Here is a 25,892-nt window from a genome sequence, read left to right on the forward strand (position 1 = left end):
GCCCTACCCCAGCACAGGGAAGCGTCGCTCGCGGGCCAACTCGTCCAGGACCTTCTGCATCGCCGCGCGGACGTGCGCATCGACGTCGGCGGCGTCAGGCGTGGGCCCGAATTGGGTGACGACATCGATCGGTTCCAACACCTGGGTGACGATTTTCGTCGGCAGCGGCAGATTGGGCGGCATGAGCATGCTCAGCCCGAACGGAAAACCGACCGTGATGGGCAGAATGTCGGATCGCCACCGCGACAATCTGAGACGCTTCGCCAGCCATGTGCCGCGCGTGAGGAAAAACTGGCTTTCCTGCCCACCGATCGACACCACCGGCACGATCGGCACATGCGCGTCGATCGCCGCCCTGACATATCCGGTTCGGCCGTTGAAATCGATGACGTTCTCCGCCAGCGTCGGTCGGTAAGCGTCGTAAATCCCGCCAGGAAACACCAGCACCACACCGCCGGACCCCAGGGCCCGCGCCGTGTTTCTCGAGTTCGCACGAATGAGGCCGAGGCGGGCCAGCCATCCCGCCATCGGCCCCACGAACATCCCGTCGTGGCCGAGGGTGTACAGCGGACGTCCGTAGCCAAACCTGCGGTAGAACGCCGCGGCGAAGACCAGCACGTCGGGCGTGAGCATGCCGCCCGAGTGGTTGCCGACGATCAGGGCACCGCCATCGGTCGGAATCGATTCCAGCCCACGCACTTCGAAGCGAAACCAGCGCCGTGCCAGTGGTTCTGCCGCGGTGACCAAGCGCTCGGTCAGGCCGGGATCCCACTCGCCGAAATCGTGGGCGCTCACGAAATCGGGGTGAATTGGAGGTGCAACTCGGATAGACCTCGCATCTGCCAGGTCGGGTCGTAGGTGTAACCGCGGTCGTCCGGCGGCCCATGCTCGGCCTCCGAAATGGCGATGTCCGCCATCCGGTCGAGTATGCGGTTCAGCGATATCCGCCCCTCGGCGCGGGCCAGCGGTGCGCCCGGGCACGAATGATTGCCACGACCGAAGGCCAGATGCTCGCGGACATTCGGCCGGTCGATGCGAAAATCATCAGGACACTGAAACTTTCGCGCATCCCGGTTGCTCGCACCGGGCAGCAGCATCACCGTGCTGCCCGCCGGGATGTCGACGTCACCGATCGAGGTCGTCCTACGCGCCATCCGGAAGTGGCACTTGACCGGGCTTTCCATGCGCAGCGTCTCTTCGATGAAATTTGGTATCCGGCCACGGTCTTCGCGGAGCAGCTTTTGCAAGTCCGGGTTGTCGGCCAGCGCGCGGACCCCAAAGCTGAGCAGCTTGGTGGTGGTTTCCTGGCCGGCCGCGAACAGAAACGTCGCCAGCCGGACCACGTCGATGACTTCCGGCGTCGAGCCGTCGGGATACTTCGCCTGGGCCAGTTCGGTCAGCACGTCTTCGCGTGGTTGTCGGCGGCGTTCGGTGATGTGGGTGGTGAACTTCTCGTCGAGGTATTCCAGCGGATTGTGTGTGCGGGTCACCGAGTCGTCCTCGACCCCACCGGAAAACTTGCCCGAGAACACGTCCCGAAACTCTTCGTGGTCCTCGACCGGGACCCCCAGGAGGTCGGCGATCACCAATCCGGAGAACGGTCGCGCGTACTCGTCGAGGAATTCACACCGGCCGCGGGACACGAACTCGTCGAGCTGCTGGTCGGCGAGTCGCCACATGAAGTCTTCATTTTCTTTGAGCCGCTTGGGTGTTAGCAAGCGGCTGAGCAGACCGCGCGTGCGGGCGTGCTCCGGTGGGTCTTGCGTCACGATGTGTTCGCTCATCGGGATCTGCGAGCGGTGCTGTTCGATCAAGTGGCCGATGTCGTCGCCCTCGGGCTGGAACGGCAATCCCGAAAACGGGCCGGCGACCGAGACGCACGACGAGAACGCTGGATCTTTGTAGACCGCGAGCGCTTCGGAGTGCCCCGTCACCGCAATGACGCCCTGGCCGGGTCGCGCCAGCACCGGGCAACGCGCGCGCAGATGGTCGAAGTAGGGGTAAGGGTCCGGAATCAGGGACAGGTCAGTGAAGAAATCGACCGATTCGAATTCGCTCAACAGGACTCCTAGGCATCCAGGTAACCGCCCCACCAACGTCAACCCGGGCGACGCGACCTCTCCTTCAATCTAGAGCTGAACAAATATTAGGTCAAGTTGAGTGGACCAAGATCTGCCCGCTAAACCAAGATTGCCGCCACGGTCGCGGTCAAACCGAAAACCACGACCCTGACGGCAATCTCGCCGAACGGTGAGTTACCCGGCGGGGTAAGCGACTGACTTGATCTCGGTGTACTGGTCGAATCCGGCCACACCGTTCTGGCGTCCCACGCCGCTCTCCTTGTAGCCGCCGAACGGGGTGTCCGCACCGTAGGGGGCGCCACCGTTGACGCCCATGAAGCCGGCCTTGATGCGGCGGGTCACCGACAGCGCACGCTCGAGGGAACCGGCGAACACGTTGCCGGCCAACCCGTACACGCTGTCGTTGGCGATCCGGATCGCGTCCTCCTCGTCGTCGAACGGGATCACCGAGAGCACCGGGCCGAAGATCTCCTCCTGTGCGATGGTCATCTTGTTGTCGACGTTGGTGAAAAGCGTTGGCCGGATGAAGTATCCCTTGTCGAAGCCGGTTTCCGCGCCGGGGCCGCCGACCAGCGCCGTGGCGCCCTCTTCGACGCCCTTCTTGATGTAGCCCGTCACGCGGTCGAACTGCCGTTGCGAGATCACCGGCCCGCACAGCGTTCCCGGGTCTTGCGGGTCACCGCATGTCACGTTCTCATAGATGTTCTTGAGAATCTCGACGCCCTCGTCATAGCGGGACCGCGGCAGCAGCAGCCGCGTCGGGTTGGCGCAACCCTGACCGGCGTGCATGCACGGCGCGATGCCGACCATGCACGCCGTCCCGAAGTCCGCGTCCTCCAGGACGATGGTCGCCGACTTGCCGCCGAGTTCCAGGAACAGCCGCTTCATGGTGGCGGCGCCTTTTTCCATGATCCGCTTGCCGACCACGGTCGAGCCGGTGAACGAGATCAGATCGACCTTGGGCGACAGCGTCAGCTCCTCACCCACGAAGTGGTCGGAGGCGGTGACGACGTTGACGACGCCGGCGGGGATATCGGTCTTCTCCGCGATAAGCCGGCCCAGCCGGGTCGCGTTGAACGGCGTGTTCGGCGCGGGCTTGAGCACCACCGTGTTGCCGGTGCCCAGCGCCTGGCCCAGCTTGTTGATGGTGACTTCGAAGGGGAAGTTCCACGGCACGATGGCGCCCACGACTCCGACCGGTTCCCGCCACACCTTGCGGGTGGTCAGCGTGCCGGTCAGGCTGATGACCTTGTCACCCAGATCGGTCTCCCAGGCGTACTCGTCGATCAGCCGGGCGGGGTACTTCAGTCCGTCTTCCAGCGGGGCGTCCAGCTGAGGTCCGAAGGTGATGGCCCGTGGCGAGCCGACCTCGAGGATCAGCTCCTCGCGCAGCTCGTCGATCTCGGATTCGATCGCCTCGTGCAGCTGCAGCAGGCAGCGCTTGCGCAACTCCTTGTTAGTCGACCAGTCGGTCTCGTCGAAGGCGCGCCGGGCGGCGTCGATAGCCCGGAGCATGTCCTCCTTCGAGGCGTCGGCGACCTCGCCGAGCGGCTCTTCGGTTGCCGGATTGATGTTCGTGAAGGTGCCGGCCTGCCCGTCGACGAGCTTGCCGTCGATCATCATCTTCGGCTCGAAGCGAACCTTTACAGCCTCAGTCATATCTGTCACTCTCTTCAGGGTCGTTGAGGGGCTACGGAGAGCCTTACCGGAAACTAGCCGATTGGCAAGCTGCCACCGCTGCCGGGCTGGTTATTGGGGGTCGAACAGCACCGGAACCGCCGTCGGTGACCGGAATACCTGGCCGCGGATGTGCGGGTCGTCCCCCTCGGGGTCCAGCCGAAGATTCGGCAGCCGGTCGAGCAGCAGGTTGATGGCGGTGCGCATCTCGAGGCGCGCCAGGTGCATGCCGAGGCACACGTGCACGCCGTGTCCCCAGGCCAGATTCGCCCGCGGCTCCCGGTGGATGTTGAACGTGTTCGGATCGGGATAACGATCTTCCTGCCGGTTCGCCGAACCCAGCATGGGCATCACCGTCGCGCCGGCTGGGATCGCCACACCGCCGAGTTCGGTGTCGCGGGTTGCCACCCGGGTGATCGTCAACAGCGGCGCTTCCCACCGCACGCCCTCCTCGATGGCCTGGGGCAGCAGCGACCGATCCGCGCGGATGGCATCCAGCTGCTCGGGATCCGACAGGAGCGCCAACAACAGGCTGCCCAGCGCCCGGTAGGTCGTCTCGACGCCGGCCGGCAGCAACAGCCGCAGAAACGAGAAGATCTCCTCGTCCGCGAGCTTCTCCCCGTCGATCTCCGCCGCGCCGAGGGCACTGATCAGATCGTCCCTCGGCTCCGCCCGGCGGGCCTCGAGTATCGGCGCGAAGTATTCACACAGGGCTGCTGAGGCCGCGAGCCCGCGTTCGGGGTTCACCAGCCAGCTCAGCAGCGAAATCGACCACCGCTGGAATTGTGGATAGTCCTTTTCCGGCAAACCCAGCAACCCGGCGATGACCTGGCTCGGGTAGTCGAAGGTGAATTCCTTGACCAGATCCGCCTTTCCATTGGGTGCGAACTTGTCGATCAGGCCGTTGGCCACCCGGCCTACCAACTCGTCCTGCCAGCGCGCCAATGACTTCTGCGAGAACGCCTTCGAGACCAGTGAGCGCAGCCGCCCGTGGATCGGCTCGTCCATGCCGAGCATCACGCCCTCGCCCAGCACCGGGCCGAACGCCGCGATCACCGCCGACGACGAAAACGTCTCGTTGTCGCGCAGCATCTGCTGGATGTCCTCGTGGCGATACACGATGAACATCGGCAGCGATTCCTCGTGCGGCAGCGCCCCCGATGTCTCGAGTCGCTGCACTGGTTCCTCGTGTCGTATCCGCGCCAATTCGGTGTACGGGTCACGCACGTCACCGGATATCGCGTCGTCGAAAGCGCCGAAGTCTTCCAGGTCGTCGAAAAGCTGTTCCATGAATTCCCCTTCAATCCCCTTGCGGTGCCGCACTCTTATGCGACGAGAACCGCCCCGCCATCGCGGCCAAGCGCTGCAGCACCGGCTGTGGAAGAACACGGGCGACGAACACCATCGCCTTTTGGTTGATCGTCAGCGGCCACGCGCCATCGCGCATCGACCCCTGCCGGGGTATGCCCAGCACGATCCGCGACACGTGGTGCATGCCCGCCGCCGGCAGAATCCTGTTGGCCACCAACAGCATCGAGGCATCCGGGCCGACGCCCCGGCGGCGGAACGGGCCCCGATCGTCGATCGCCTTGAGCAGGCCGTCGGTGAACCGCTCGGGTGGCCGGGCCATCTTCATCGCGAAACGTCCGCGGCTGTTCATGGTGTTGTGCAGCCGCGCGTACGGGCCGCCGAAGTTGCGGTTATCGGTGGTGCCGGCGTCGGTGATGATCTCGGTGTCATACGTGCCGGCCACCAGGACGGTGACGCCGAGACCGAACGGCGCGATCTCGCACGCCATCGACTCCCCCCACCGCTCCAGCGCCCCCTTGGCCGCCGAGTACGGCGCGGTGGCGGGCTGGCCCCGCACCCCGGCCGCGCTGGACACCAGGACGATCCGCCCCTGGCCCGCCGCCCGCATCGACGGCAACAACGCCTGGGTGAGCGTGACGGGGCCAAGGACGCTGGTGGCGAGCATGCGCTGCCACAACGCCATATCGGTCTCCTCCACCATCCCGGCGGCCGAGATGCCCGCGTTGTGCACCAGCGCGTACGGTGCGCCCACGGCCTCTTCGATCGACTTGGCCGCAGCGGCGATCGACGCGTTGTCGGTCAGGTCGAGCTGGACGCCGATCAACCGGTCGTCGTCGGGGTCGGATGGGCCCTGCTCCTGAATAACCTTGCGCAGCAGCGGCATCCCCTGGTCAGGAGTGCGCATGGCCGCGACCACGCGCCACCCTTCCCGGTACATCCGCACCGCCGAGGCGAAGCCGAGTCCGCGGGACGCACCGGTGATGACGACGGTGCGCGGCTCAGCCATGCTGGCTCGCTGTCGCGCAAGCGCCTTCGCCCGGGGGCGGGGGCTCGACGTGCGGCCGGCCATTGGGCTCCCCGCTCGCCCACGTCGACCAGATGCCGACCGAGTACGGGCCCTGGGCACCCGCCTTCTGGTAGAAGCCTTGCGGGTCATAGACTTTGGCCTCAGGATACGGCCAGGGGCAGGCCACCGACGTGGCGGCGTGACTGACCTTGATGACCCAGAACCAGCCACCGTAGGCGAAGTACGACACGTTGATGATGACGAACATCACCAGGAACGTGCCCAGCACCGGTCGCGACGGGAACAACTTCGCTTTTGCGGCAAGCTTTTCCGCCACGGACTTGCCGGTGTCGTCGCGATAGCACAGGATCGCCGCGGGGACCATCACGAAGCACACCGAGAACGACTCCCAGATCAGCGGGAACTGGAAGGTGGTGCCGGTGAACACCGATCCCCATGGGATCACCTGCGAGTAGATGTACATGCCCCAGTGGATCAGGATGTTTTCCAGGAAGGCGTCGAAAACAAAACCGATCATCAGCGTGATCAGCCCCAGGCTGACCAGCGGATGCCGCGACACATAACTCGTGGGCCCGTACTTCGCCTGCAGCCTGCGCAGCAGCCAGACCGCCGGGAAGTACGGCCCGAAGTAGAACATCACGTAGCCGAAGACCACGAACGGTTCGACCGTCGGCGACAACGACACCAGCGGCCAGGATTCCGGCCAGTGCACGAGATCGGGGTTGTAGACCGCGAACGGCGACCAGTTCATGATCGGGTCCTGCCACACGATCAGCGTGGTGCACAGAAACATCAACATCACCGGGCTACCGGGATTGCGGCGCCAGCCCCTGATGAAGACGGTCAACAGCACGATCAGCGCCACCACCGTGGCCCAGTCCAAAAAGCCGATGTAGTCCAGCCCGAACGTGAACTTCACCGGTCGCGGCCGGCCTTGCACGCCTGCGTTTGCGACGCGAGGGTCAAGGGCCACACGGCAATTCGCGATGAAGAACAGCGCGAAGGCGGCCAGCGCCGCGCCGGCGATCCAGCCGCCCCAGCCGCGATGGTGGCCGCCCGGTGCGGTGGTTTTGTCGTTAGTCAGCGGTATGGACTGTTCCGTGGACATCAGTCTTCCTCTCCGAACCGATCCACCAGATGCGAGTTGATGCCGTCGGCGTCGAGGGTCCGGGCCACTAGATAGCCGGCGCCCATCCAGGCGCGGCGCGTCCACTTGCCGAACGACACCCGGGTGCCGGGTGCGCCCGAGGCGGCGGGCATCATCTTGACCCGTTCCAGAGCCTCTTTGACACCGCGCGGGCTCAACGGATGTGCGTCGGTGAACGCGCGCACCAAGGTCGCCGCGACGTCGCGGTTGACCACGGTCACACAGAACTCGGGGCGACTGCCGTTGTACTTCCTCGCGTAGCTGTCGAGGAAGTCCTGGCCGATCCGGTTCGCCTCGTCGTACTGGTCCACACCGGTCCAGCCCATGAACGCGTTCCACATGATCGGATTGACCCAGGCGTTCTGCCACGCCGTCGTGGTGAAGCGCGGCGGGTCCCAGCCGAGCGACTCGAGAGCCGGATTGATGAAGACGATGCCGAAGCCGAAGCCCAGGTGCACGATCGCCTCGGCCTTTGCCTCATGCAGGGTCTGCACCGCGGCGTTGATGTCCTGAGCCGTCTGCGCGATGGCGACTTCCGCGACGATCCGAATGCCCTTGCGCCGGCACGCACTTCGCAGGTTCTTCAGGTAGCTCTCCCCGATCAGGCTCTGCTCGACCAGCACCCCGATCTCGGCGAGGCCGCGTTTGGCGATCAGGTCGGCCAAAAAGATCGGCTCGTCGGTCATCGATCCCTGGGGAAAGGCGAAGGTCCACTCGCCCAGCCAGTCGTCGGTGCCGGTGACGCTGATCGCGGGGACCTTGAATCGTTCCTCGATCGCTTCTCGCAACGGCACGCAGTTGTCGGTGATGTTCGGACCGAAGACCACCAGGCAACCCTCGTCGACCAGTTCGCCGTACGCGTCGATCACCGCTTTGACCGAACCCTTGGGCAGGCCCTCCACCTCGCGATAGATCATCTGCACCGGCCGGTCCATCAGGCCCTGGGCGACGGCTTCTTCGAAGATGAGCTCGAAGGTCTGGGTGAAGGAGGCGAACAGCTCCTCGGGAAAGCCCGGCGGAAGCGTGAAGTCCATCAGGTAGCCGACCTTGATCGGCTCTGCGCTGCTCTCGTAGGACATCCGACCTCCCAGGTGACAACATCGCGCGCCGATCCGACAAACCTAATATTTGTTCAGACCCTAGCGGCGGCGGTATGCAGCGTCAATCATCGGACCCGTCGGACCCCTCCGGCGCGAGGTAAATCCGGATCATTTCGCCCAGCGCCTTGCCCACCGCCACGTCGTCGGTCAGCGGGCCCGCGATCGCGGCCCGGGCGGCGTCGCGCATGCTCAACCCCTCGGCGACCAGTCGGGCCGCGGCGATCAACACCCTCGTCGACGCCACCTCGCGCAGCCCGCCGGTTTCCAGCCTGCGGATGGCGTGGCCGAAGCGGACTAGCTCGGCCGCGGTGGCCCGGTCCACGCCCGCCTCGTGCGCAACGATCCCCTCTTCGATATCGGCTGCGGGGAAATCGAATTCGATGGCCACCATCCGCTGGCGGGTCGAATCCTTGAGATCCTTCAGCACGCTCTGGTAACCGGGGTTGTAAGACACCACCAAGCCGAAACCGGGAGCCGCGTCCAGCGTGATGCCCAGCCGCTCGATGGGCAGCTGGCGTCGATAGTCGGCGAGCGGATGCAGCACCACCGTCGTGTCCTGCCGCGCTTCCACCACCTCGTCGAGGTAGCAGATCGCGCCCTCCCGCACCGCCCGGGTCAGCGGGCCGTCCACCCACACCGTCTCGTCGCCGCGCAGCAGATACCGGCCGACCAGGTCCGCGGTCGTGAGGTCGTCATGGCAGGCGACGGTGATCAGCGGGCGGCCCAGGTCGTGGGCCATCGCCTCGACGAATCGCGTCTTGCCGCATCCCGTCGGACCCTTGAGGACCAGCGCCAGCCCTTGCCGGTAGGCCGCCTTGAACACGGCCTCTTCGCTCCCGACCGCTTGGTAGTAGGGCCGCACGGTCTCCCCTTCAGGCGTCCCTCGATTGAAGTAAGCAAGCCCGGACTCGGTGGCCATAGCTTCCCTTCTGCTACTTCCGGCGATTGGGAGCCTAGCCGGAACAGATGTTTGTTTCAAGTGGCGCGACCGGTGGCGTCGGCGGTTTGGTGCACCAACTGCGTTCTGGGACTTGGCATCACCGATACCCTCCGGCGAACCTCCGCCGAGCGCAGCGCGGAGCGGAACAACGGTCCGATCACACCGGCCAGCTGGTCGGGGTTCGCGATGGTCGCGTGCGCGGTGCTGCCGAACACCCTGCGCAGCGATTGCACGTCGGTGCCCGCACCGATCGTCAGGCATACGCAACCGGTCCCCCGGCGGCGGGCCTCGGTGAGCGCGCGACGAGCGTCGGCGGCACCGTATGCCCGCTCGTAGCCGTGGTCGTAGGCCAGCCCGTCAGAGAGCACCACCAGCAGCCGACGTGACGTACCGCCACGCGCCTCCAGCGTCGCCGCGCCGTGGCGGATCGCCGCCCCCAGGCGCGAATACGCGCCGGGTTCCAGGCTGTTGAGCCGCCTGATCACCTGGGCGTTCAGCTGGTCGTGGAACCGCTTGACCGGCACCATGCTCACCGCGGCCCGGCCCTGCGAGTAATACGCGTACAGCGCGACGCGGTCACCGAGGTCGTGCAGGGCCACCGACAGGTGGGCGACCGCCGCACGTTGTTGTTCGTGCACCGTGCGCCCGACCGTCCCGGGTTCGCCCGCCGAGCCCGACACGTCGAGCAGGAGCAGCACCGAGAGGTCGCGCCGGCGCCGAAGGCTGTCCAGGTACACGGCCTCGTCGGGCACCGACCCGGCCCGCACCTCGACCCGCGCTTCCACGGCGGCGTCGATGTCGATGTCGTCGCCCTGCGCCTGCCGGTGGCGACGATGCAGACCCATGCCGAGCCGCGACAGCGGCCGCCGCACCCCGATGGCGTCGTCGATGGACTGGGTGGCCGACGCCTTGATCTGTGGTTCGACCTCGCGCACCGTGCACCAGGCCGGCCGGTAGCTCTTGCGCGCGACGTCCCATTCGGGATATCGCACGCCGTCGACGGCGGTTTGTGCGTCCTGATCGGCGTCCCCACCGTCGTCGCCGGAGGTCGACGCGAGCGACGTGACGGCGTACGCGCCGCGCCTGCCGGAGTTGGTGCGATGGGTTGGGTTGTCCGCGCCGGGCGGGCCGCCGCCACTTCCCGTCTTACGCGCGGAGGACAGCAGCTTCTTCAACCACTTTCCGATAAAACCGCCCCCACCGACGGGGCTGGTGAACAGGTCGGGATCGTCGGAGTCGTCCACCTCGCCGTCGTCGAGTTCTTCCAGTTCCGTTGCGCCAGTGCGCCGTGGCGCATGCCCGGGCTTGCCCTCCTCGTCCTGTGTGGCCCCCCGGGCGCACGCGGCAATCACCTTCGTCGCGCGGATCACGCCGAACTCCGGCGGCGCCTCAGGAAGTTCCCCCCGTGCGGCGGCGAGGTCAAGCGACGCGTGAGGTGAATCGCTGCGGCGCGCGATGTCGCGGTCGCCCAGTGACGCCACAATGCGTGGTAGCAGAGGCGCGTTGGCGACCAGTGCGCGGTGACCCTCGACCGCCAGATAGCGCTTGGCCAGTTTGCGGTGGCGCACCAACCGGCCAACCGCATCGGGGTCCAGGCTGCCGGCGGCGATCATGGAGGCGTGCGCGGCGACCGACCCGAGGCGGGTGCGCGACGGCGCGGCCGCGTCAACGTAAATCGTGTGGCCGTCCGTCCATGCGGGTTCGCCGGGTGGCAGGTTGGCGACCGCCACCGCCCGGCCCGCGAGCGCCGAGGCGAGCATGCCCAGTCCCCGCACCCGCTCGCCCCGGGCATCGTCGCCCACGCCCACCTCCGAATGTTGACCAAATATCTGTTCCACCGTAAAGTCCGGCTGCACAACAGTCAATGAATCAGGAGCACACGATGATTGACTTCACCGGCCAGGTGGCGGTGGTGACCGGGGCCGGTCGGGGACTCGGTCGGCTGTACGCGTTGGATCTGGCCCGGCGGGGAGCGGCGGTGGTGGTCAACGACCTCGGCGGCTCGATGCGCGGCGACGGTTCCGACACCGGCGTCGCCGACGAGGTGGTCGATGAGATCACGCGGGCCGGCGGCACCGCGATCGCCTCATACGACTCGGTGGACAATCCGGCTGGCGGGCAGGCGATCGTCGACGCCGCCGTCGAGGGATTCGGGCGTCTGGACGCGGTGGTCAGCAACGCCGGCATTTTCGGCAGTGTGCCCTTCGAGGACCTCTCGCACGACGACTGGACACGCATGTTGCGGGTACATCTCGACGGCGGTTTTCATCTGTCCCAGCCCGCGTATCGGGCGATGAAGAAAAGCGGGGGCGGGCGATTCGTGTTCATCTCGTCCTCCGCGGGGATCTTCGGCCAGCCGATGGAAGCCCACTACGCGGCGGCCAAAGCGGGGCTGGTCGGATTGACCAACGTCATCGCCATCGAGGGCGAAGCGCACGGAATACTCGCCAATTCCGTTATGCCCACCGGCTTCTCGAGGATGGTCCGCGAAACCGTCGGCGACGAGAAGTTCCTCGCCGAATCCGGCTTCATGCAAGCCATCCGGCCCGAGCTCGTCGTGCCGCTGGTGACGTTTCTGGCCAGCACCACCTGCACCGTCACCCACCGCAACTACTCCGCGGCGGCCGGCCGCTACGCGCGGGTGTTCGTCGGCCTCACCGAAGGCTGGCTCGCCGAGGCCGAGAGCCGGCCAACTGCCGAGGACATCGCGGCACATCTCGAGCAGATCTCCTCGACGCAGAACTTCATCGTGCCCGCATCGATCGTCGACGAAGTGCTGGAAGTGTGTGAGCGACGCGGTGTCAGCCCGATGCCGGATAACGCCGAGATCGCATTCCCCGAGCCCGAAAGGAGCTGAGCGTGCACGACGAACTGCGGCACCTCGCGGCTGCGCGCACGGCGGTCGACGTCATTGACCAACTATCTGCTCAACCGTAGAGTCCGGCTTGGCCACAAGGTTTTCCGACGCTACAGACGAGAGAAACGTGGACTTTTCCTACCCGGCGGACGTGGAACGATTCCGTATCGAGCTGCGTGACTGGCTGTCGCGGAACCTGACCGATGAGCTGGTGGCGGCCCGCCGGCCCACCGGTCGCGACGACGCAGCGTTCGAGATGCTGCGCGCCTGGAACGCGACGATGGCCGACGCGGGCTGGGCGGCCGTGTCCTGGCCTCCGGAATACGGCGGGCGCGGCGCGACGGTGCTCGAGCAACTGGTGTACACCGAAGAGACCACCCGGGCGCGAGCTCCCATGCCGCTCAACGTCATTGGGTTGAACAACATCGCGCCAGCCATCATGGAGTACGGCACCGAGTCGCAGAAACGCACCCTGCTCCCCCGCATGATGCGCGCCGATGACATCTGGTGCCAGGGGATGTCGGAGCCCGAAGCGGGCTCCGACCTCGCGGCGCTGCGTACCCGCGCCGCGCGCGACGGTGACGACTTCGTCGTCAATGGCCAGAAGATCTGGACCTCGCTGGGGCATCGGGCCGACTGGTGTCAGCTCTACGTGCGCACCGATCCCGAGGCGCCCAAACACAAGGGGATCTCCTGCCTGATCGTCGACATGACGCTGCCGGGCATCGAGGTTCGCCCGCTGGTCACGCTCAACGGCGAGGCGGACTTCGCCGAGGTGTTCTTCCATGACGTGCGGGTGCCGGCGGACGCATTGCTCGGGCCGTTGAATGCGGGCTGGCAGGTGGCCACCACCACGCTCAGCCACGAGCGCGCCGGCGCGGCCAGGCTGTATGCGGAGATGCAAGTCCGGCTCGAGGAGCTGGTCAACGACCTCGCCGCGGCCGGCGGCGGCGCCTTGGACGATCCGGTGACCTTGCGGCGGCTCGGCGAAATCGCGGTCCGCATCAAATATCTCGAAGTCCTGTGCCAGCGGTCGATCTCGGCGACGCTGCACGGCGGCGACGGGTTCGGGTCGGCCAGCCTCGCCAAGACCGTGTGGGGTGAGATCGGCCAGGACCTGGCCGCGCTGGCCTTCGACGTGCTGGGTACCGGCGGCACCGGGGCGCCGTGGGCGAACTACCGCCTGACGTCGCGGTCGCTGACCATCGCGGGTGGAACCACACAGATCAACAAGAACATCACCGCGCAGCGGGTGCTGGGGTTGCCGCGGAAATGAACCTCGAACTCACCGACGAACAGGTGGCGCTGCGCGACACCACGCGACGCTTCCTCGCCGAGAAGGCACCGATCGCAGGACATGTGCGGACGTTGCTCGACGATCCGACCGGAACGGACGAGGCGGTGTGGCGCGGCCTCGCCGAGCTGGGAACCACGGGCCTGCTGGTGCCCGAGGAGTACGGCGGTGCCGGCATGACGATGGTCGAGGCCGGCGTCGTCGCCGAAGAACTGGGCGCCGCGCTGCATCCGGGGCCGTGGTTGTCGACCGCGGTCGCCGCCGCGCGCACGCTGACCCGGCTCGGGGCAAACGACATCGCGCCGGAGTTGTTGCGCGGCATAGCCGATGGCAGCACCGTCGCGACCGTCTGCTTTCCGGACTCGGCGACCACCCCGGTGGCCGCGAGCCGGCGCGGTGACGCGATCGTGCTGCACGGCGAGATCGCCGCGGTGCCCGACGCCGCGGCCGCCGATGTTCTGCTCGTGGTCGCCGAAGACGACCACGGCACCGCGCTTTTCGCGGTGCGGTCCGGCTCGTCCGGGTTGTCGGTCGCGCCCGAGCACGGCATCGACCCGACCCGCAAGCGGTTCGGCGTCACCTTCGACGCCGCGCCCGCGCGACGGCTCACCGCCGCACGCGCCGCCGACCTGGCCGCGGTGATCGACGACGTGCTGATCGCCACCGCGGCCGATTCGCTGGGCGCCGCGCGCGCGATCATGGGGCTGGCCGTCGAATACGCCAAAAACAGAACGCAATTCGGTCAGCCGATCGGTTCCTTCCAGGCCGTCCAGCACCTGTGCGTGGACATGTACGAGACGGTCGAGCTGGCCCGCAGCGGCGTGATCCACGCGTTGTGGGCCAGCGACGCCCGCACGCAACCGGACGGTCAATCCGGCGAGGAGCGCCACCTTGCCGCGGTGCGGGCGAAGGCGTTCGCCGGGCGGCTGGCCACCGTGGCCGACACCGCCATTCAGGTGTTCGGGGGAATCGGTTACACCTGGGAACACGATGCCCACCTGTACCTCAAGCGCCTGCTGAGCTGGAGCGCGTTTCGCGGCGCTCCCGACGAGTACCTCACCGAACTCGGTGCGCGCCTTGCCAAGAGAGGCAGTCAGTGATGGAGATCGAGTACCTGCTCACCGCGACCCCTTCGGCGCGCAAATCGCTCGACCTCGACGCGCCGGTCGACCTCGACGACATCCGCGACTGCCTGCGCATCGCCCTGCAGGCCGCGAACGGGTCGAACGCCCAGTCGTGGCGCTGGCTGGTGATCTCGGATCCGGCGCTGCGCACCACGATCGCCGAACTGTACCGGCAGGCCTACCTGCTGCGGGTCGGCGGACAGCTGGTCGCCGACCTGATGCCCGCGGGAACTCCGGAGACCCGCGTCATGTCGTCGACGGAGTGGTTGGTCGAGAACATGGCGCGGGTGCCGCTGCTGGTAATCCCTTGCTATGAGCCCTATTTGCCTCGCATCGAGGGCGACGAATCGTTTCACCTGGCCACGCTGTACGGCTCGATCTTCCCGCCGGTATGGAATTTTCAGCTGGCCCTGCACACCCGGGGATACGGGACGTGCATCACCACCCTCCACCTGCATCACGAAGAGGAAATCCGGAACCTGCTCGGCATTCCGCCGACCTATGTTCAGGGCTGTCTCTTGCCGGTGGGCCGCCTGCGGGCCGGCCGCACGTTCTCACCGGCGCGACGGCGCCCGCTCGAGGAGGTGGTCGCGTGTGACCGGTGGGACGGTCCGGCGCTCTAGAATGGGGCTTTCACCGCTTTGTGCAGCGCATTCACCGCGCCCGGTCTGATAGCCTCTAACAAAGATTTGGTTCGGTAAGAGAGGACGAATGCGAATGCTCGCCGACCCGCAGTCGTCCAGATCCGCGCACCGCTGACCATGGCCAGGGCCGAGTCATTGCGCGCCGGCGGCACAGCTGAATCCCCGACGCGTCGCGCCGAAATCCTCGCCACCGCCGCCTCATTGATCGCATCCTCGGGCTTGCGGACGTCGCTGCAGGAGATCGCCGACGCCGCAGGCATCCTTCCCGGCAGCCTGTATCACCATTTCGAATCCAAAGAGGCCATCCTCGTCGAGTTGATCCGCCGCTATCAGGACGACCTGGAGCGCATCGGGCGGGCCGCCCAGGCGAGATTGGACGAACCCGACGCCCGTCCGGTCGAAGAACAGATCATCGAGCTCGGGACGGCGATCGCGCACTGCGCCGTCGACCACCGCGCGGCATTGCAGATGTCGTTCTACGAGGGGCCGAGCACCGACCCGGAACTGATCAAGCTGACCCAGCAACGGCCCGCGGCGATCCAGGAGGCGATGCTGCAGACGCTGCGCGCTGGCCGCTGGAGCGGCTACATCACACCCGACATCGACCTTCCCACGCTAGCCGACCGGATCTGCCAGACCATGCTGCAGGTGGGGCTCGATGTGATGCGCCACAAATCCGCGGCCGACCAGGTGGCCGGACTGCTGTGCCGAATCATTTTGCAGGGCTTGGCAGCTCGGCCGCCGACCGACGCGGCACTGGATCGCTCGAAAGCGTTCACCGCCGCCGATGACGTCATCGCGACATGGTCCGACGACAGCGACGCGGACCCGAGCGACAAGGCAGCGGCGGTGCGGGCGGTGGCGCGAGCCGAATTCGGCCGCCGAGGATACGAGGTCACCACCATCAGGGACATCGCCTCGGCGGCCGGCCTTGGCACCGGAACGGTGTATCGCGTGATCGGCTCGAAGGACGAACTGCTCGCGTCGATCATGGAATCCTTCGGCAGGAAGGTCGAGGCGGGCTGGGTCAGCGTCCTGCGCTCGGATGCCACCCCGGTCGAAAAACTGGACGCGCTGAGCTGGGTCAACATCAACGCGCTCGACCGGTTCTCCGACGAGTTCAGGATTCAGCTGGCCTGGATGCGCCAATCACCCCCGGACACGCCGAATCCGGGCTGGCTCTACGCCACGCGGCTGCGGCAGATGAAAACGCTGCTATCCGAGGGCATCCGCTCGGGAGAGATCGCGATCGACGCCCCCTCCACCGCGATCCTGGCGCGCTGCGTCATCGGCCTGCAGTGGATACCGGAAAACATCCTCGCCGAGATCGGCAAGCGCGCAGCCTTGGTGCACGCGCGCGACACCGTCCTGCGCGGCGTCGCGGTCCGCGGCAAGTAGCACCCGATTAACCCGCCCCGGTATTGAACCAAATAACTGTTACCCATACAGTTGAGCAGTTAGAACCGCGTTGGCATTATCCGAGAAGGGGATTTCCATGACCATTGTCGATCGGTTGCGCTACGACGGCAAGCGCGCTCTTGTCGTCGGCGGCGCGACTGGCATGGGCGCCGCGGCGGCCAGGTCAGCGGCCGAGTTGGGCGCCGAAGTGATCGTGATGGATTACGCGCCGGTGACCTACGACGTCGCCAAGGCCATCCAGGTCGACCTGCGCAACACCGCGTCCATCGACGCCGCGGTCGAGCAGCTGGACGGTCCGGTCCACGCGGTGTTCTCGGCCGCGGGCATCGCCGACGGGACCACCGACCTGATGGCGATCAACTTTCTCGGTCACCGGCACCTGATCGAGCGCCTGCTGGAACGCAACCAGCTTCCCTCCGGCTCGGCGATCTGCTTCATCTCCTCGGTCGCCGGCATGGGCTGGGAGAACGACCTGGACCTGCTGAACGAGTTCCTGGCCACCCCGGACTTCGCGTCGGCTCAGGAATGGGTCAAGGCGCACGAAGCCGAGGGCATCATTCACTACGGGTTCTCCAAGAAGGTCGTCAACGCCTACGTCGCCACCCAGGGCTACCCGCTGCTGAAGAAGGGCATTCGGATCAACGCCATCTGCCCCGGTCCCACCGACACCCCGCTGGCGCAGTCCAACGCCGACCTGTGGCTGACCTTCGCGCAGGACTATCGCGACGAGACCGGCTCCAAGGTGCACACCCCGGAGCAGATGGGCGACGTGATGGCGTTCCTCAACAGCGCCGCCGCGTTCGGGATCAGCGGCATCACGCTGCTGGTCGACTACGGGCACACGATGGCGTCGCTCACCAACGCCTACCCGCCGGGCAAGCCGATCATCGACATCATCATGGGGCGCGTGAAGCTTTAGTGGTGATCGCGAGCGCGGCGTAGCCGGGCGAAGCGGGTCGCCACCAGGTAGGGACTAGCGGCTCGCCCCCGCCACTCGCTGACGTCGGTACCGTCGGACGCATGGCACGCATCATCGTCTTCGGCGGGCACGGCAAGGTCGCGCTGCAGCTGGCCCGCGCCCTGACCCAGCGCGGCGACCGGGTGACCTCGGTCTTCCGCAACCCCGACCACTCCGACGATGTGGCTGCCACCGGCGCGACGCCGGTCGTGGCCGACATCGAGCGGCTCGACACCGACGCGCTGGCCGATCTGGTGGGCGGGCACGACGCGGTCGTCTTCTCCGCCGGCGCGGGCGGCGGCGACGCGGCGCGGACCTACGCCGTCGACCGCGACGCGGCGATCCGGGTGATCGTCGCCGCCGGACAGGCGGGCGTCAAGCGGTTCGTGATGGTCTCCTACTTCGGCGCCGGCCCCGACCACGGTGTGTCCCAAGACAATTCGTTCTTCCCGTACGCCGAAGCCAAGGCGGCCGCCGATGCCCACCTGCGTGACAGCGACCTGGACTGGACGGTGCTGGGTCCGGGCCGGCTCACGCTGGAACCGGCCACCGGCAGGATCGTCGTCGGGCGCGGCACGGGTGAGGTGTCCCGCGCCGACGTCGCGCTGGTCGCCGCCGCCGCGCTCGCCGACGATTCGACCATCCGGCGGACCATCGAATTCAACAACGGCGACGACGCAACCGCGCTCCCGATCGCGCAGGCGCTGGCGGGCTGACTACACTCCATTTCGCAGCTGGTCTGCCGTCGCCACACAAGTGGCGCCGGCATCGAGCGAGGCAACGTTAGTAACGCTTCGCGAGAGGGAACCCGGTGAGAATCCGGGACTGTCCCGCAACGGTATGCAGGAACGACCGCCGTCAGAGTTTTTGGCAAGCACTGGTCGCAAGACTGGGAAGCGACGGCCATTAGGAGCACCAGCGAAGTGCGCGCCTGCGAGTCCGGAGACCTGCCAGCTGTGCCGGGCGCGCCGCGTCCGGCGGCTCATCGCCTCGAGGAATGGGCGTTAGGCTGCAGCCGTTGCGGTTGGTACCCGGGTACGCACCGCTAACGGATCGGCTGCACGTCCGCCGGCGATGACCACCACGTCGATTGAAGGACGAATATCGTGACCCCTCAAGCATTCACCGCCACGGTTGTCGGCTCGCCCCGCATTGGCCCCAAACGCGAACTCAAGCGCGCGACGGAAGGCTATTGGGCCGGCCGCACCAGCCGCGCCGAGTTGGAACAGGTGGCCGCCACCCTGCGGCGCAACACCTGGAAACACCTGGCCGACGCCGGGCTGGACTCGGTGCCGGTCAACACCTTCTCCTACTACGACCAAGTGCTCGACACCGCGGTGATGCTCGGTGCGTTGCCGGCCCGGGCCGCGCAGGTTGCCGACGACCTGGATCGCTACTTCGCCGCGGCGCGCGGCAACCAAGACGTCGCGCCGCTGGAGATGACCAAGTGGTTCGACACGAACTACCACTACATCGTTCCCGAGATCGGGCCCTCGACTACGTTCTCGCTGAACCCGGACAAGGTGATTTCGGAGCTGAAAGAGGCTCTGGGACAGAACGTTCCGGCGCGTCCGGTGGTCATCGGCCCGATCACGTTCCTGCTGCTGAGCAAGGCGGTCGACGGCGGGCGCGCCCCCATCGAGCGGCTGCAGGAGCTGATGCCGATCTATTCAGAGCTGCTCTCGCTGCTGGCCGACAATGGCGCGCAGTGGGTGCAGCTCGACGAGCCGGTACTGGTCACCGACATCTCCCCCGACGCGCCGGCACTGGCCGAGGCGGTGTACAACGCGCTGGGCAAGGCCAGCAACCGTCCCGCCATCTACGTCGCCACCTACTTCGGCGACCCGGGTGACTCGTTGGGGGCGCTCGCCCGCACGCCCGTCGAGGCGATCGGCGTCGATCTGGTCTACGGAGCCGACACCGCGGTGGCGGCGGTGCCCGAGCTCGCCGGCAAGACGCTGGTCGCCGGTGTGGTGGACGGACGCAACATCTGGCGCACCGACCTTGGGGCGGCCCTGGGCAAGCTGGTGACGGTGTCGAGTTCGGCGGCGCACGTGGCGGTCTCGACGTCCTGCTCGACGCTGCACGTGCCGTATTCGCTGGAGCCGGAGACCGGGCTGGACGACGCGCTGCGCAGCTGGCTGGCGTTCGGGCAGGAGAAGGTCGCCGAGGTGGTGACGCTGGCCCGCGCCCTGAACGAGGGCCGCGACGCGGTCGCCGACGAGATCGCGGCCTCCGACGCCGCCGTCGCCTCCCGCAACGAGGATCCGCGGCTGCACGACGACGATCTCCGGACCCGCATCGATTCGATCGTCGCGTCGGGTTCACAGCGGGGTGATGCGGCGCAGCGCCGCGCCAGCCAGGAGGCGCGCTTGCACCTGCCGCCGTTGCCGACCACGACGATCGGGTCCTTCCCGCAGACCGGCGAGATCCGTAAGGCGCGCGCCGCTTTGGTCGCCGGCGAGATCGACGAAGCCGAGTATCGGCGGCGGATGAAGCAGGAGATCGCCGACGTGATCAGGCTGCAGGAGGACCTCGGCATCGACGTGCTGGTGCACGGCGAGCCGGAGCGCAACGACATGGTGCAGTATTTCGCCGAGCAGCTGGACGGCTTCTTCGCGACCAAGAACGGGTGGGTGCAGTCCTACGGCAGCCGCTGCGTGCGCCCGCCGGTGCTCTTCGGCGACGTGATCCGCCGGCACCAGATGACGGTCGAATGGGCCAAGTACGCGCAGTCGCTGACCGACAAACCGGTCAAGGGCATGCTGACGGGTCCGGTGACGATCCTGGCGTGGTCGTTCGTCCGCGACGACCAGCCGCTGGCGGACACGGCCAACCAGGTGGCGCTGGCCATTCGCGACGAGACCGTGGACCTGCAGGCGGCCGGCATCGCCATCATCCAGGTCGACGAGCCGGCGCTGCGCGAGCTGCTGCCGCTGCGTCGCGCCGACCAGGAGGCCTATTTGCGTTGGGCCGTGGGGTCTTTCCGCTTGGCCACCTCCGGCGTCGCGGACTCCACGCAGATCCACACCCACCTGTGCTACTCGGAATTCGGTGAGGTGATCGGGGCCATCGCCGACCTGGACGCCGACGTCACATCGCTCGAGGCGGCCCGCTCGCGCATGGAGGTGCTCGACGATTTGAACTCGATCGGCTTCTCCAACAGCGTGGGTCCGGGCGTCTACGACATCCACTCGCCGCGGGTGCCGAGCACGAACGAGATGGCCGAGTCGCTGCGGGCGGCGCTGCGGGCGGTGCCGGCCGAGCGGCTGTGGGTCAACCCCGACTGCGGGCTGAAGACGCGCAACCCCGACGAGGTCAGCGCGTCGCTGAAGAACATGGTCGCCGCCGCGCACGAGGTGCGGGCAGACGCTTAGGGTTTCGCGAGCGTAAGCCCACTGTGATTTGCGGGCGATTATTTCGCAGTGGGCTTACGCTCGCGGACCTACTCCGGCTGCTCCGAAACCACCTGCACCGGAACGTCGTCGGCCCACGGTTGGCGCACAACCATGTCGGCGACCCGGACGATTCCGCGCTCGAATTCACCGGTCGCGGCGTCGACCAACCGGTATGCCTGCGTCTGCTGGTGAATCGGTTGCGCGTCAAGCAGAACCACGCGGACCTCGCCGGGCTCGAAGTGGCAGCGCTCCTGCAGGGCGGCGATGAGTTGCTCGTTGTGCATGTGGCCGTCGCCGAAGTTCCAGCCGATCGCGGTGCTGCAGATCCGCTCCCCGTCGGTGATGACGTAGTCGTCCTCGTTCTGGCCGGCCATGGCCCGATGCGCCAGGGTGAACAGCGCCCGGCCGTGAGTGTTGAAGCCGCGGAACGCATATCCCATATAGATCGGGATCTGCGCCGCCTCGGGGCTGCCGTAGAACCGCTCCAGCTGAGCCTGCGGCATGCTGGCGATCGCCACGATGCCCCGGCTGATCTTGTCGCTGGCCGAGGGTTTGATGCACCACAGTGTGGTGTCCCAGTTGCCGGCGTAGTAACGCATCCCGGGCAAGAACGAGATCTTGCGCGGAAACATGTTGCCCAACAGCACGATTCCGGCGATGACGACGAACAGGACCGCGACCACCACCGGGTGCCGCAGCTGCCGCAGCCCGATGTGGGTGTGCGCGACGAACAACGACAGCACGCCGAAGATCATGAAGACGTTCCACTCCAGCGGCACGCCCATCGGGATCGAGACGAGGATTCCCAAGTGGAAACACACCATCACGATCGCGGCGACCGTGACCGGCCAGCCGCCGTGACAGAAGAACAGCGGCAACGGCACCAGCATCTCGATGGCGGTGCTCAGGTGCGCCAGCCAGCGTGACAGGCGGCCGGGCCGCAGGTCGTCCGGGAAGTTCTCGAAGAAGCGCCGCTTCAGCCAGCGGGGCCGCACCAGCGGGTTGTTCGACATCATCGTGGAGATCACGAATGGAAAGTGTTTGTTGAGTTTGGATGTCGCGGCCCCGATCCAGATCACCAGGAAGACCACCTTGGACCCGACGATCATGTCGGGCGCGCCGAAAAGGAACGTCACCGCCATGGTCGCGTAGACCTCACCGCGCGCGGCCAGGAAAATCACCTTGTCGCGCAGACCAACGACCGCCAGCAGCAACAGGATCAACACGATCTTCCATGCGGGCAGCAATCCGATGCTGGTGCCCAATTCGGGCATCGGCCCGGTGCCGTCGGCGAACAGCGCCGCGAACGTGAACACCAGGAACAGTCCGTAGAGCGCGACGTCGACCGGCTTGCGCTTGGTGCCGCTGGTGAGCGGGACGCGATCCGGCCACGGTGGCAGCCGAATGGTGCCGAAGCGCATCCAGTACAGGATCGAGCCCATCGGCGGGAAGAACCGGTTGTTCAACGGCCCGAAGCCGCATCCCAGCCCGATCACCTCGAACAGCATCGTGTAGAGCACGACCTTCTCGAACACGATCGGCTCCGACCACCACGACGCGACGCGCGTGAACCCGCCGAGACCGTCGGTGGCCGACGCGAACAGCCACGCGCCCAGGATGTAGAGCAGGATTTTGACGACATAGAACAGGTGGAGCACCACCGGCGTGCCGAAACCCACCTCGGCCCAGTGCTTGGCCATCGGCCGGATCTTCTCGCTGCGGGTGCCTTTGTTCCATTCGGCCATGTCGAGCTGCGGCAGCTCGGGCTTCAGAAATCCCATGGTTCCACAGACTAGAACGTGTTCTAGGCGTGCGTGCCGCAACCTTGGGACGAAATGCGGCTTTCGCGGTGTGATGCAAAGCGGGTCGCGGGCCGGCGTCCGTACCCCGAGGGGTCCGCAGATTTGGCACATTCGGTCCGCCGACAGCGGTTTGGTGCTGAGCTATGTCCAGCGAGGAGGTGTTAGCGTGCCTGGGTTCAAGTCGTGGCTGGGTCGGCCCGATCAGTTCGACTGGATGACGGCGATCCTGCGCGAGCGCGGATTGCTTCGCGCGGCACAGTCGACGCTGGCTGTCATCGCCTCCATGTCGGCCCTTGTGCCACTGACCACGTTGCTCAGCACACGTCACCCCACGGGCGAGGTGGTGCTCATCAACGCGACCGCAGCGGTCTTCGTCGTTGCGGCAGGCGTCTACTGGTTGACGCGCTGGCCGACCCGCGTCCAATCGGAGATCGTCGGCGTTGCCGCCGCGACGTGTATTGCTGGGTGGAGCCTGACCCAGTCGACTGCCGCCCTGGCCGCGGTCGGCTGTTGCGCAATGGCCACGAATAGCGGGTATGTTGCCCTCTTCCACAGCAATAGACTTCTGGTCTTCGACGTCGTCCTGGCGATCGCTGTCTCCGTCGCCGCCGCCGTGCACCTGGCTCATGAGAGCGACATTGGAACAGGCATCGCCGCGTTTTGGGTGATCACAATGCTCAACCTGTCGTTCCCCCTGGGCATGCGAGGGATGTCACGGGCAATGGGGACCTACGCGCAGCGCGCCGATCAAGACTCGCTGACCGGGCTGTTCAACCGGCGAGGGTTCATCACCGCTCTCACCCGACGACTCGCCGAGGCGGGCGCCGACGATGCCCACCTGACCATGACCATGATCGACCTCGATGCGTTCAAACGCATTAACGACACCTTCGGTCACGCCGCCGGGGACCGAGCGCTGATCGCTGTCGCCGGCGTGCTGCGGCAGCACGCGTCATCGACATCGGTGCTGTGCCGCGCCGGCGGCGAAGAGTTCCTCCTGGCCGCAACCAGCCGATCGCCGAACGCCGAGCTGGTCTCGACGCGCTTGGGCGCCGCCATCGCCGCACTTCCCCAGGGACTAACAGCCAGCATCGGTACTGCCACTGCCGAACTGCCGCCGATGGGCACATTCGACGTCCTCGGACTCGTTGAGAAGCTCATCGACGCCGCCGACAGCGCGATGTACACCGCCAAACGCCGCGGTGGCAATCAGGCACATCACCTTTGACCGGCTAACCGCCAAGCGCGACAAAGGCTTTGCTACCACCGGCCGCATCGCGCCTCGACTTGCGCACCGAGTTCCAGTCATCGATCAACGGCTTTGAACGCTTGAGAAATACCGGTGAACACGCTACTTCCGACTCCGCCTCGGTGTAGTTTGCTGCTGGGGTGGACGAGGTTGAGGAGCCAACCGTGTCTGAGGTCGATTATTGCGTGGTCGGAGCGGGATTCGCGGGTTTGACGGCCGCTTTGCGGCTCCAACAGGCGGGCCATTCGGTGGCATTGCTGGAGGCGCGTGACCGGGTCGGTGGCCGGACCTTCACCGAGACGCGGCCCGACGGCGCGTGGATCGATCGCGGCGGCGCCTGGATCGGTCCGGGCCAGGACGCAATCCATGCGCTGATGAACGAGTTCGGCGTTCCGGAGTACAAGCAGCACAACGACGGCGACGCGATGATGATCGTCGGGGGCAAGAAACACCGATACGGCGGCACCATCCCGTGGACCGTGAGCCCGTGGGCGGTCGCCAACCTCGGGATCGGTCTGGCCACCATCGAGAAGATGTGCAAGGCGATTCCGCGCGAGGCCCCGTGGGAGGCCAAGAAGGCCCACGAGTGGGACCGCATCAGCATCGGGCAATGGATCGAAAAGAATTCCCTGTCCTCCGAGGCCGCCGAGATGCTGGACATGGCCTTCGCCGGCCTGTACACCTCGGCCGCGTCCGAGACGTCGCTGCTGTGGGGGCTGCTGCAGACGGCGTCGGCCGGCGGGCTCACGTTCGCGATTTCGGGCAAGGGCGGGTCCCAGGACGCGCGCCCGGTCGGGGGCATGGGCGCCCTGCACCGCCCGATGGTGGCCGCGCTGGGTGACGCGCTGCACCTCTCCCAGCCGGTGCGCCACATCGCCCAGGACGCCGACGGTGTGACGGTCAGCGCGAGCGACCTGACGGTGCGGGCCCGTCGGGTCATCGTCGCGATCCCGCTGGCCATCGCCACCTCGATCCACTACGAGCCGATGCTCCCGGTGGATCGGGCCTTTCTGCACCAGCGCATGCCGAGCGGCGCGGTCATCAAGACCTCGCTCATCTACGACGAGCCGTTCTGGCGCGCCGACGGATTCTCCGGCCAGTCCGCCGCGCCGGGGTCCCCGGCCACCCTCACCATCGACGCATGCACCGACACCGGGACGCCCGGAATCATGTGCGTCATCACCGAAGGACCGGCGGCGCGCCGCCTGACCCAGCTCGACGAGACCGGGCGCAGAGCGCTGGTCATCGGCGAACTCGTGGACCGATTCGGCGAAAAGGCAAAGGCACCAACCGAATTCCACGAGCAGAACTGGACCGTGGACCGCTACTCCGGCGGCGGGATGATCGGCCACGCCCCCACCGGCGTGCTGACCGAATACGGCTACACCTTGCGCGAACCGTGCGGCCGCATCCATTGGGCCGGCACCGAAAGCTCGACGATCATGTGCGGCTGGATCGACGGCGCGATTCGCTCCGGCGAGCGGGCCGCGGCCGAGGTGGCCGAAGCCGAATCCGCGGCGGTCGCGTAGCGGACATCAGCGCGGTCGCGCGGCCAAATCACTTGCGCCTCTTCTGTTTCAGTGGTTTCGGAGTGGCCTTTCTTGTCGGTGTCGGGGCATAGTATTCGAACATGCGTTCGATTGATGGCGAGGGGCTTCGGGACGATGTCGAGGCGTTGCGCGCCGCCATCTCCCGCTTCCAGGACCATTCATACGAGGCGTTGACCACTCCCGAGCGGCTGGGGCTGCTGGACACGCTCGAACGCGAGGCGCGCCGCATGCAGGCTCTCGGCCACCAGCTCATCAATCAGATTGGCCAGCAAGCCGATCCTGCCGAGCTGGGCGGCAAGCTGTCCTGGGCGTTG

Annotated in this window: 20 protein-coding genes, 1 pseudogene and 1 riboswitch; of the genes and pseudogenes, 11 read left to right on the top strand and 10 right to left on the bottom strand. The window is 66.7% G+C overall.

The window, feature by feature from the left end; all coding sequences use genetic code 11:
* Positions 1 to 3: 3 nt before the first annotated feature.
* The 9 genes from DQP57_RS18405 to DQP57_RS18445 form a co-directional block, all read right to left on the bottom strand.
* Complete coding sequence (locus DQP57_RS18405; RefSeq protein WP_112634198.1) at positions 4 to 795, bottom strand: lysophospholipid acyltransferase family protein; 792 nt, start codon at positions 793 to 795, stop codon at positions 4 to 6.
* The gene (locus DQP57_RS18410; protein ID WP_165821839.1) at positions 792 to 2,060 is read right to left on the bottom strand and encodes a cytochrome P450; all 1,269 of its coding nucleotides are present in this window, start codon (positions 2,058 to 2,060) and stop codon (positions 792 to 794) included. Before DQP57_RS18410 ends, DQP57_RS18405 begins: the two co-directional genes overlap by 4 nt.
* Before the next feature lie 195 nt (positions 2,061 to 2,255).
* The gene (locus DQP57_RS18415; RefSeq protein WP_112634200.1) at positions 2,256 to 3,740 is read right to left on the bottom strand and encodes an aldehyde dehydrogenase family protein; all 1,485 of its coding nucleotides are present in this window, start codon (positions 3,738 to 3,740) and stop codon (positions 2,256 to 2,258) included.
* A 90-nt stretch (positions 3,741 to 3,830) separates the two neighbouring features.
* Positions 3,831 to 5,048: a cytochrome P450 gene (locus tag DQP57_RS18420; RefSeq protein WP_112634201.1), complete on the bottom strand. Its 1,218-nt coding sequence runs from the start codon at positions 5,046 to 5,048 to the stop codon at positions 3,831 to 3,833.
* A gap of 10 nt (positions 5,049 to 5,058) precedes the next feature.
* Positions 5,059 to 6,075, bottom strand: a complete 1,017-nt coding sequence (locus tag DQP57_RS18425) for an SDR family oxidoreductase (protein WP_112634214.1) — start codon at positions 6,073 to 6,075, stop codon at positions 5,059 to 5,061.
* Positions 6,068 to 7,204: a spirocyclase AveC family protein gene (locus DQP57_RS18430; RefSeq protein WP_112634202.1), complete on the bottom strand. Its 1,137-nt coding sequence runs from the start codon at positions 7,202 to 7,204 to the stop codon at positions 6,068 to 6,070. Before DQP57_RS18430 ends, DQP57_RS18425 begins: the two co-directional genes overlap by 8 nt.
* Positions 7,204 to 8,322, bottom strand: coding sequence for an ABC transporter substrate-binding protein (locus DQP57_RS18435; protein ID WP_112634203.1), 1,119 nt, complete (start codon positions 8,320 to 8,322; stop codon positions 7,204 to 7,206). Before DQP57_RS18435 ends, DQP57_RS18430 begins: the two co-directional genes overlap by 1 nt.
* Before the next feature lie 82 nt (positions 8,323 to 8,404).
* On the bottom strand, positions 8,405 to 9,262 hold the full coding sequence (locus DQP57_RS18440; protein ID WP_112634204.1) for a CbbQ/NirQ/NorQ/GpvN family protein: 858 nt from the start codon (positions 9,260 to 9,262) through the stop codon (positions 8,405 to 8,407).
* Positions 9,263 to 9,318: 56 nt separating this feature from the next.
* Positions 9,319 to 11,085, bottom strand: coding sequence for a nitric oxide reductase activation protein NorD (locus DQP57_RS18445; protein ID WP_112634215.1), 1,767 nt, complete (start codon positions 11,083 to 11,085; stop codon positions 9,319 to 9,321).
* Between the two features lie 80 nt (positions 11,086 to 11,165).
* On the opposite strand from DQP57_RS18445, the gene DQP57_RS18450 reads away from it, so the two are divergent.
* The 8 genes from DQP57_RS18450 to metE all read left to right on the top strand — a co-directional run bounded on the left by DQP57_RS18450 (position 11,166) and on the right by metE (position 20,956).
* Positions 11,166 to 12,140 (top strand): SDR family NAD(P)-dependent oxidoreductase, encoded by a 975-nt coding sequence (locus tag DQP57_RS18450; protein ID WP_112634216.1) that lies wholly within the window; start codon positions 11,166 to 11,168, stop codon positions 12,138 to 12,140.
* Positions 12,141 to 12,267: 127 nt separating this feature from the next.
* Positions 12,268 to 13,416, top strand: a complete 1,149-nt coding sequence (locus DQP57_RS18455; protein ID WP_112634205.1) for an acyl-CoA dehydrogenase family protein — start codon at positions 12,268 to 12,270, stop codon at positions 13,414 to 13,416.
* The gene (locus DQP57_RS18460; RefSeq protein WP_112634206.1) at positions 13,413 to 14,534 is read left to right on the top strand and encodes an acyl-CoA dehydrogenase family protein; all 1,122 of its coding nucleotides are present in this window, start codon (positions 13,413 to 13,415) and stop codon (positions 14,532 to 14,534) included. The genes DQP57_RS18455 and DQP57_RS18460 overlap by 4 nt, the downstream gene beginning before the upstream one ends.
* Positions 14,534 to 15,181: a nitroreductase family protein gene (locus DQP57_RS18465; protein ID WP_112634207.1), complete on the top strand. Its 648-nt coding sequence runs from the start codon at positions 14,534 to 14,536 to the stop codon at positions 15,179 to 15,181. Before DQP57_RS18460 ends, DQP57_RS18465 begins: the two co-directional genes overlap by 1 nt.
* Positions 15,182 to 15,319: 138 nt before the next feature.
* Positions 15,320 to 16,600, top strand: coding sequence for a TetR/AcrR family transcriptional regulator (locus DQP57_RS18470; protein WP_112634208.1), 1,281 nt, complete (start codon positions 15,320 to 15,322; stop codon positions 16,598 to 16,600).
* A gap of 97 nt (positions 16,601 to 16,697) precedes the next feature.
* Complete coding sequence (locus DQP57_RS18475; RefSeq protein ID WP_112634209.1) at positions 16,698 to 17,540, top strand: SDR family oxidoreductase; 843 nt, start codon at positions 16,698 to 16,700, stop codon at positions 17,538 to 17,540.
* Between the two features lie 101 nt (positions 17,541 to 17,641).
* The gene (locus tag DQP57_RS18480) at positions 17,642 to 18,295 is read left to right on the top strand and encodes an NAD(P)H-binding protein (RefSeq protein ID WP_112634210.1); all 654 of its coding nucleotides are present in this window, start codon (positions 17,642 to 17,644) and stop codon (positions 18,293 to 18,295) included.
* A 13-nt stretch (positions 18,296 to 18,308) separates the two neighbouring features.
* A riboswitch (cobalamin riboswitch) is annotated at positions 18,309 to 18,538 on the top strand.
* A 147-nt stretch (positions 18,539 to 18,685) separates the two neighbouring features.
* A complete protein-coding gene (gene metE / locus DQP57_RS18485; RefSeq protein WP_112634211.1) occupies positions 18,686 to 20,956 on the top strand; it encodes a 5-methyltetrahydropteroyltriglutamate--homocysteine S-methyltransferase in 2,271 nt (756 codons plus the stop codon).
* A 68-nt stretch (positions 20,957 to 21,024) separates the two neighbouring features.
* Here the strand turns inward: metE and DQP57_RS18490 are convergent, their stop codons facing one another.
* Positions 21,025 to 22,758, bottom strand: coding sequence for a DUF3556 domain-containing protein (locus DQP57_RS18490; RefSeq protein WP_112634212.1), 1,734 nt, complete (start codon positions 22,756 to 22,758; stop codon positions 21,025 to 21,027).
* Positions 22,759 to 22,945: 187 nt separating this feature from the next.
* On the opposite strand from DQP57_RS18490, the gene DQP57_RS18495 reads away from it, so the two are divergent.
* The 3 genes and pseudogenes from DQP57_RS18495 to DQP57_RS18505 form a co-directional block, all read left to right on the top strand.
* On the top strand, positions 22,946 to 24,007 hold the full coding sequence (locus tag DQP57_RS18495) for a GGDEF domain-containing protein (RefSeq protein WP_165821840.1): 1,062 nt from the start codon (positions 22,946 to 22,948) through the stop codon (positions 24,005 to 24,007).
* 185 nt (positions 24,008 to 24,192) lie between these two features.
* Positions 24,193 to 25,557, top strand: a complete 1,365-nt coding sequence (locus DQP57_RS18500; protein ID WP_112634218.1) for a flavin monoamine oxidase family protein — start codon at positions 24,193 to 24,195, stop codon at positions 25,555 to 25,557.
* Positions 25,558 to 25,658: 101 nt separating this feature from the next.
* A pseudogene (locus DQP57_RS18505) lies at positions 25,659 to 25,892 on the top strand (HNH endonuclease signature motif containing protein); the annotation flags it as partial.

The sequence above is a fragment of the Mycobacterium colombiense genome (assembly GCF_003284935.1).
GTDB classification, from domain to species: domain Bacteria; phylum Actinomycetota; class Actinomycetes; order Mycobacteriales; family Mycobacteriaceae; genus Mycobacterium; species Mycobacterium arosiense_A.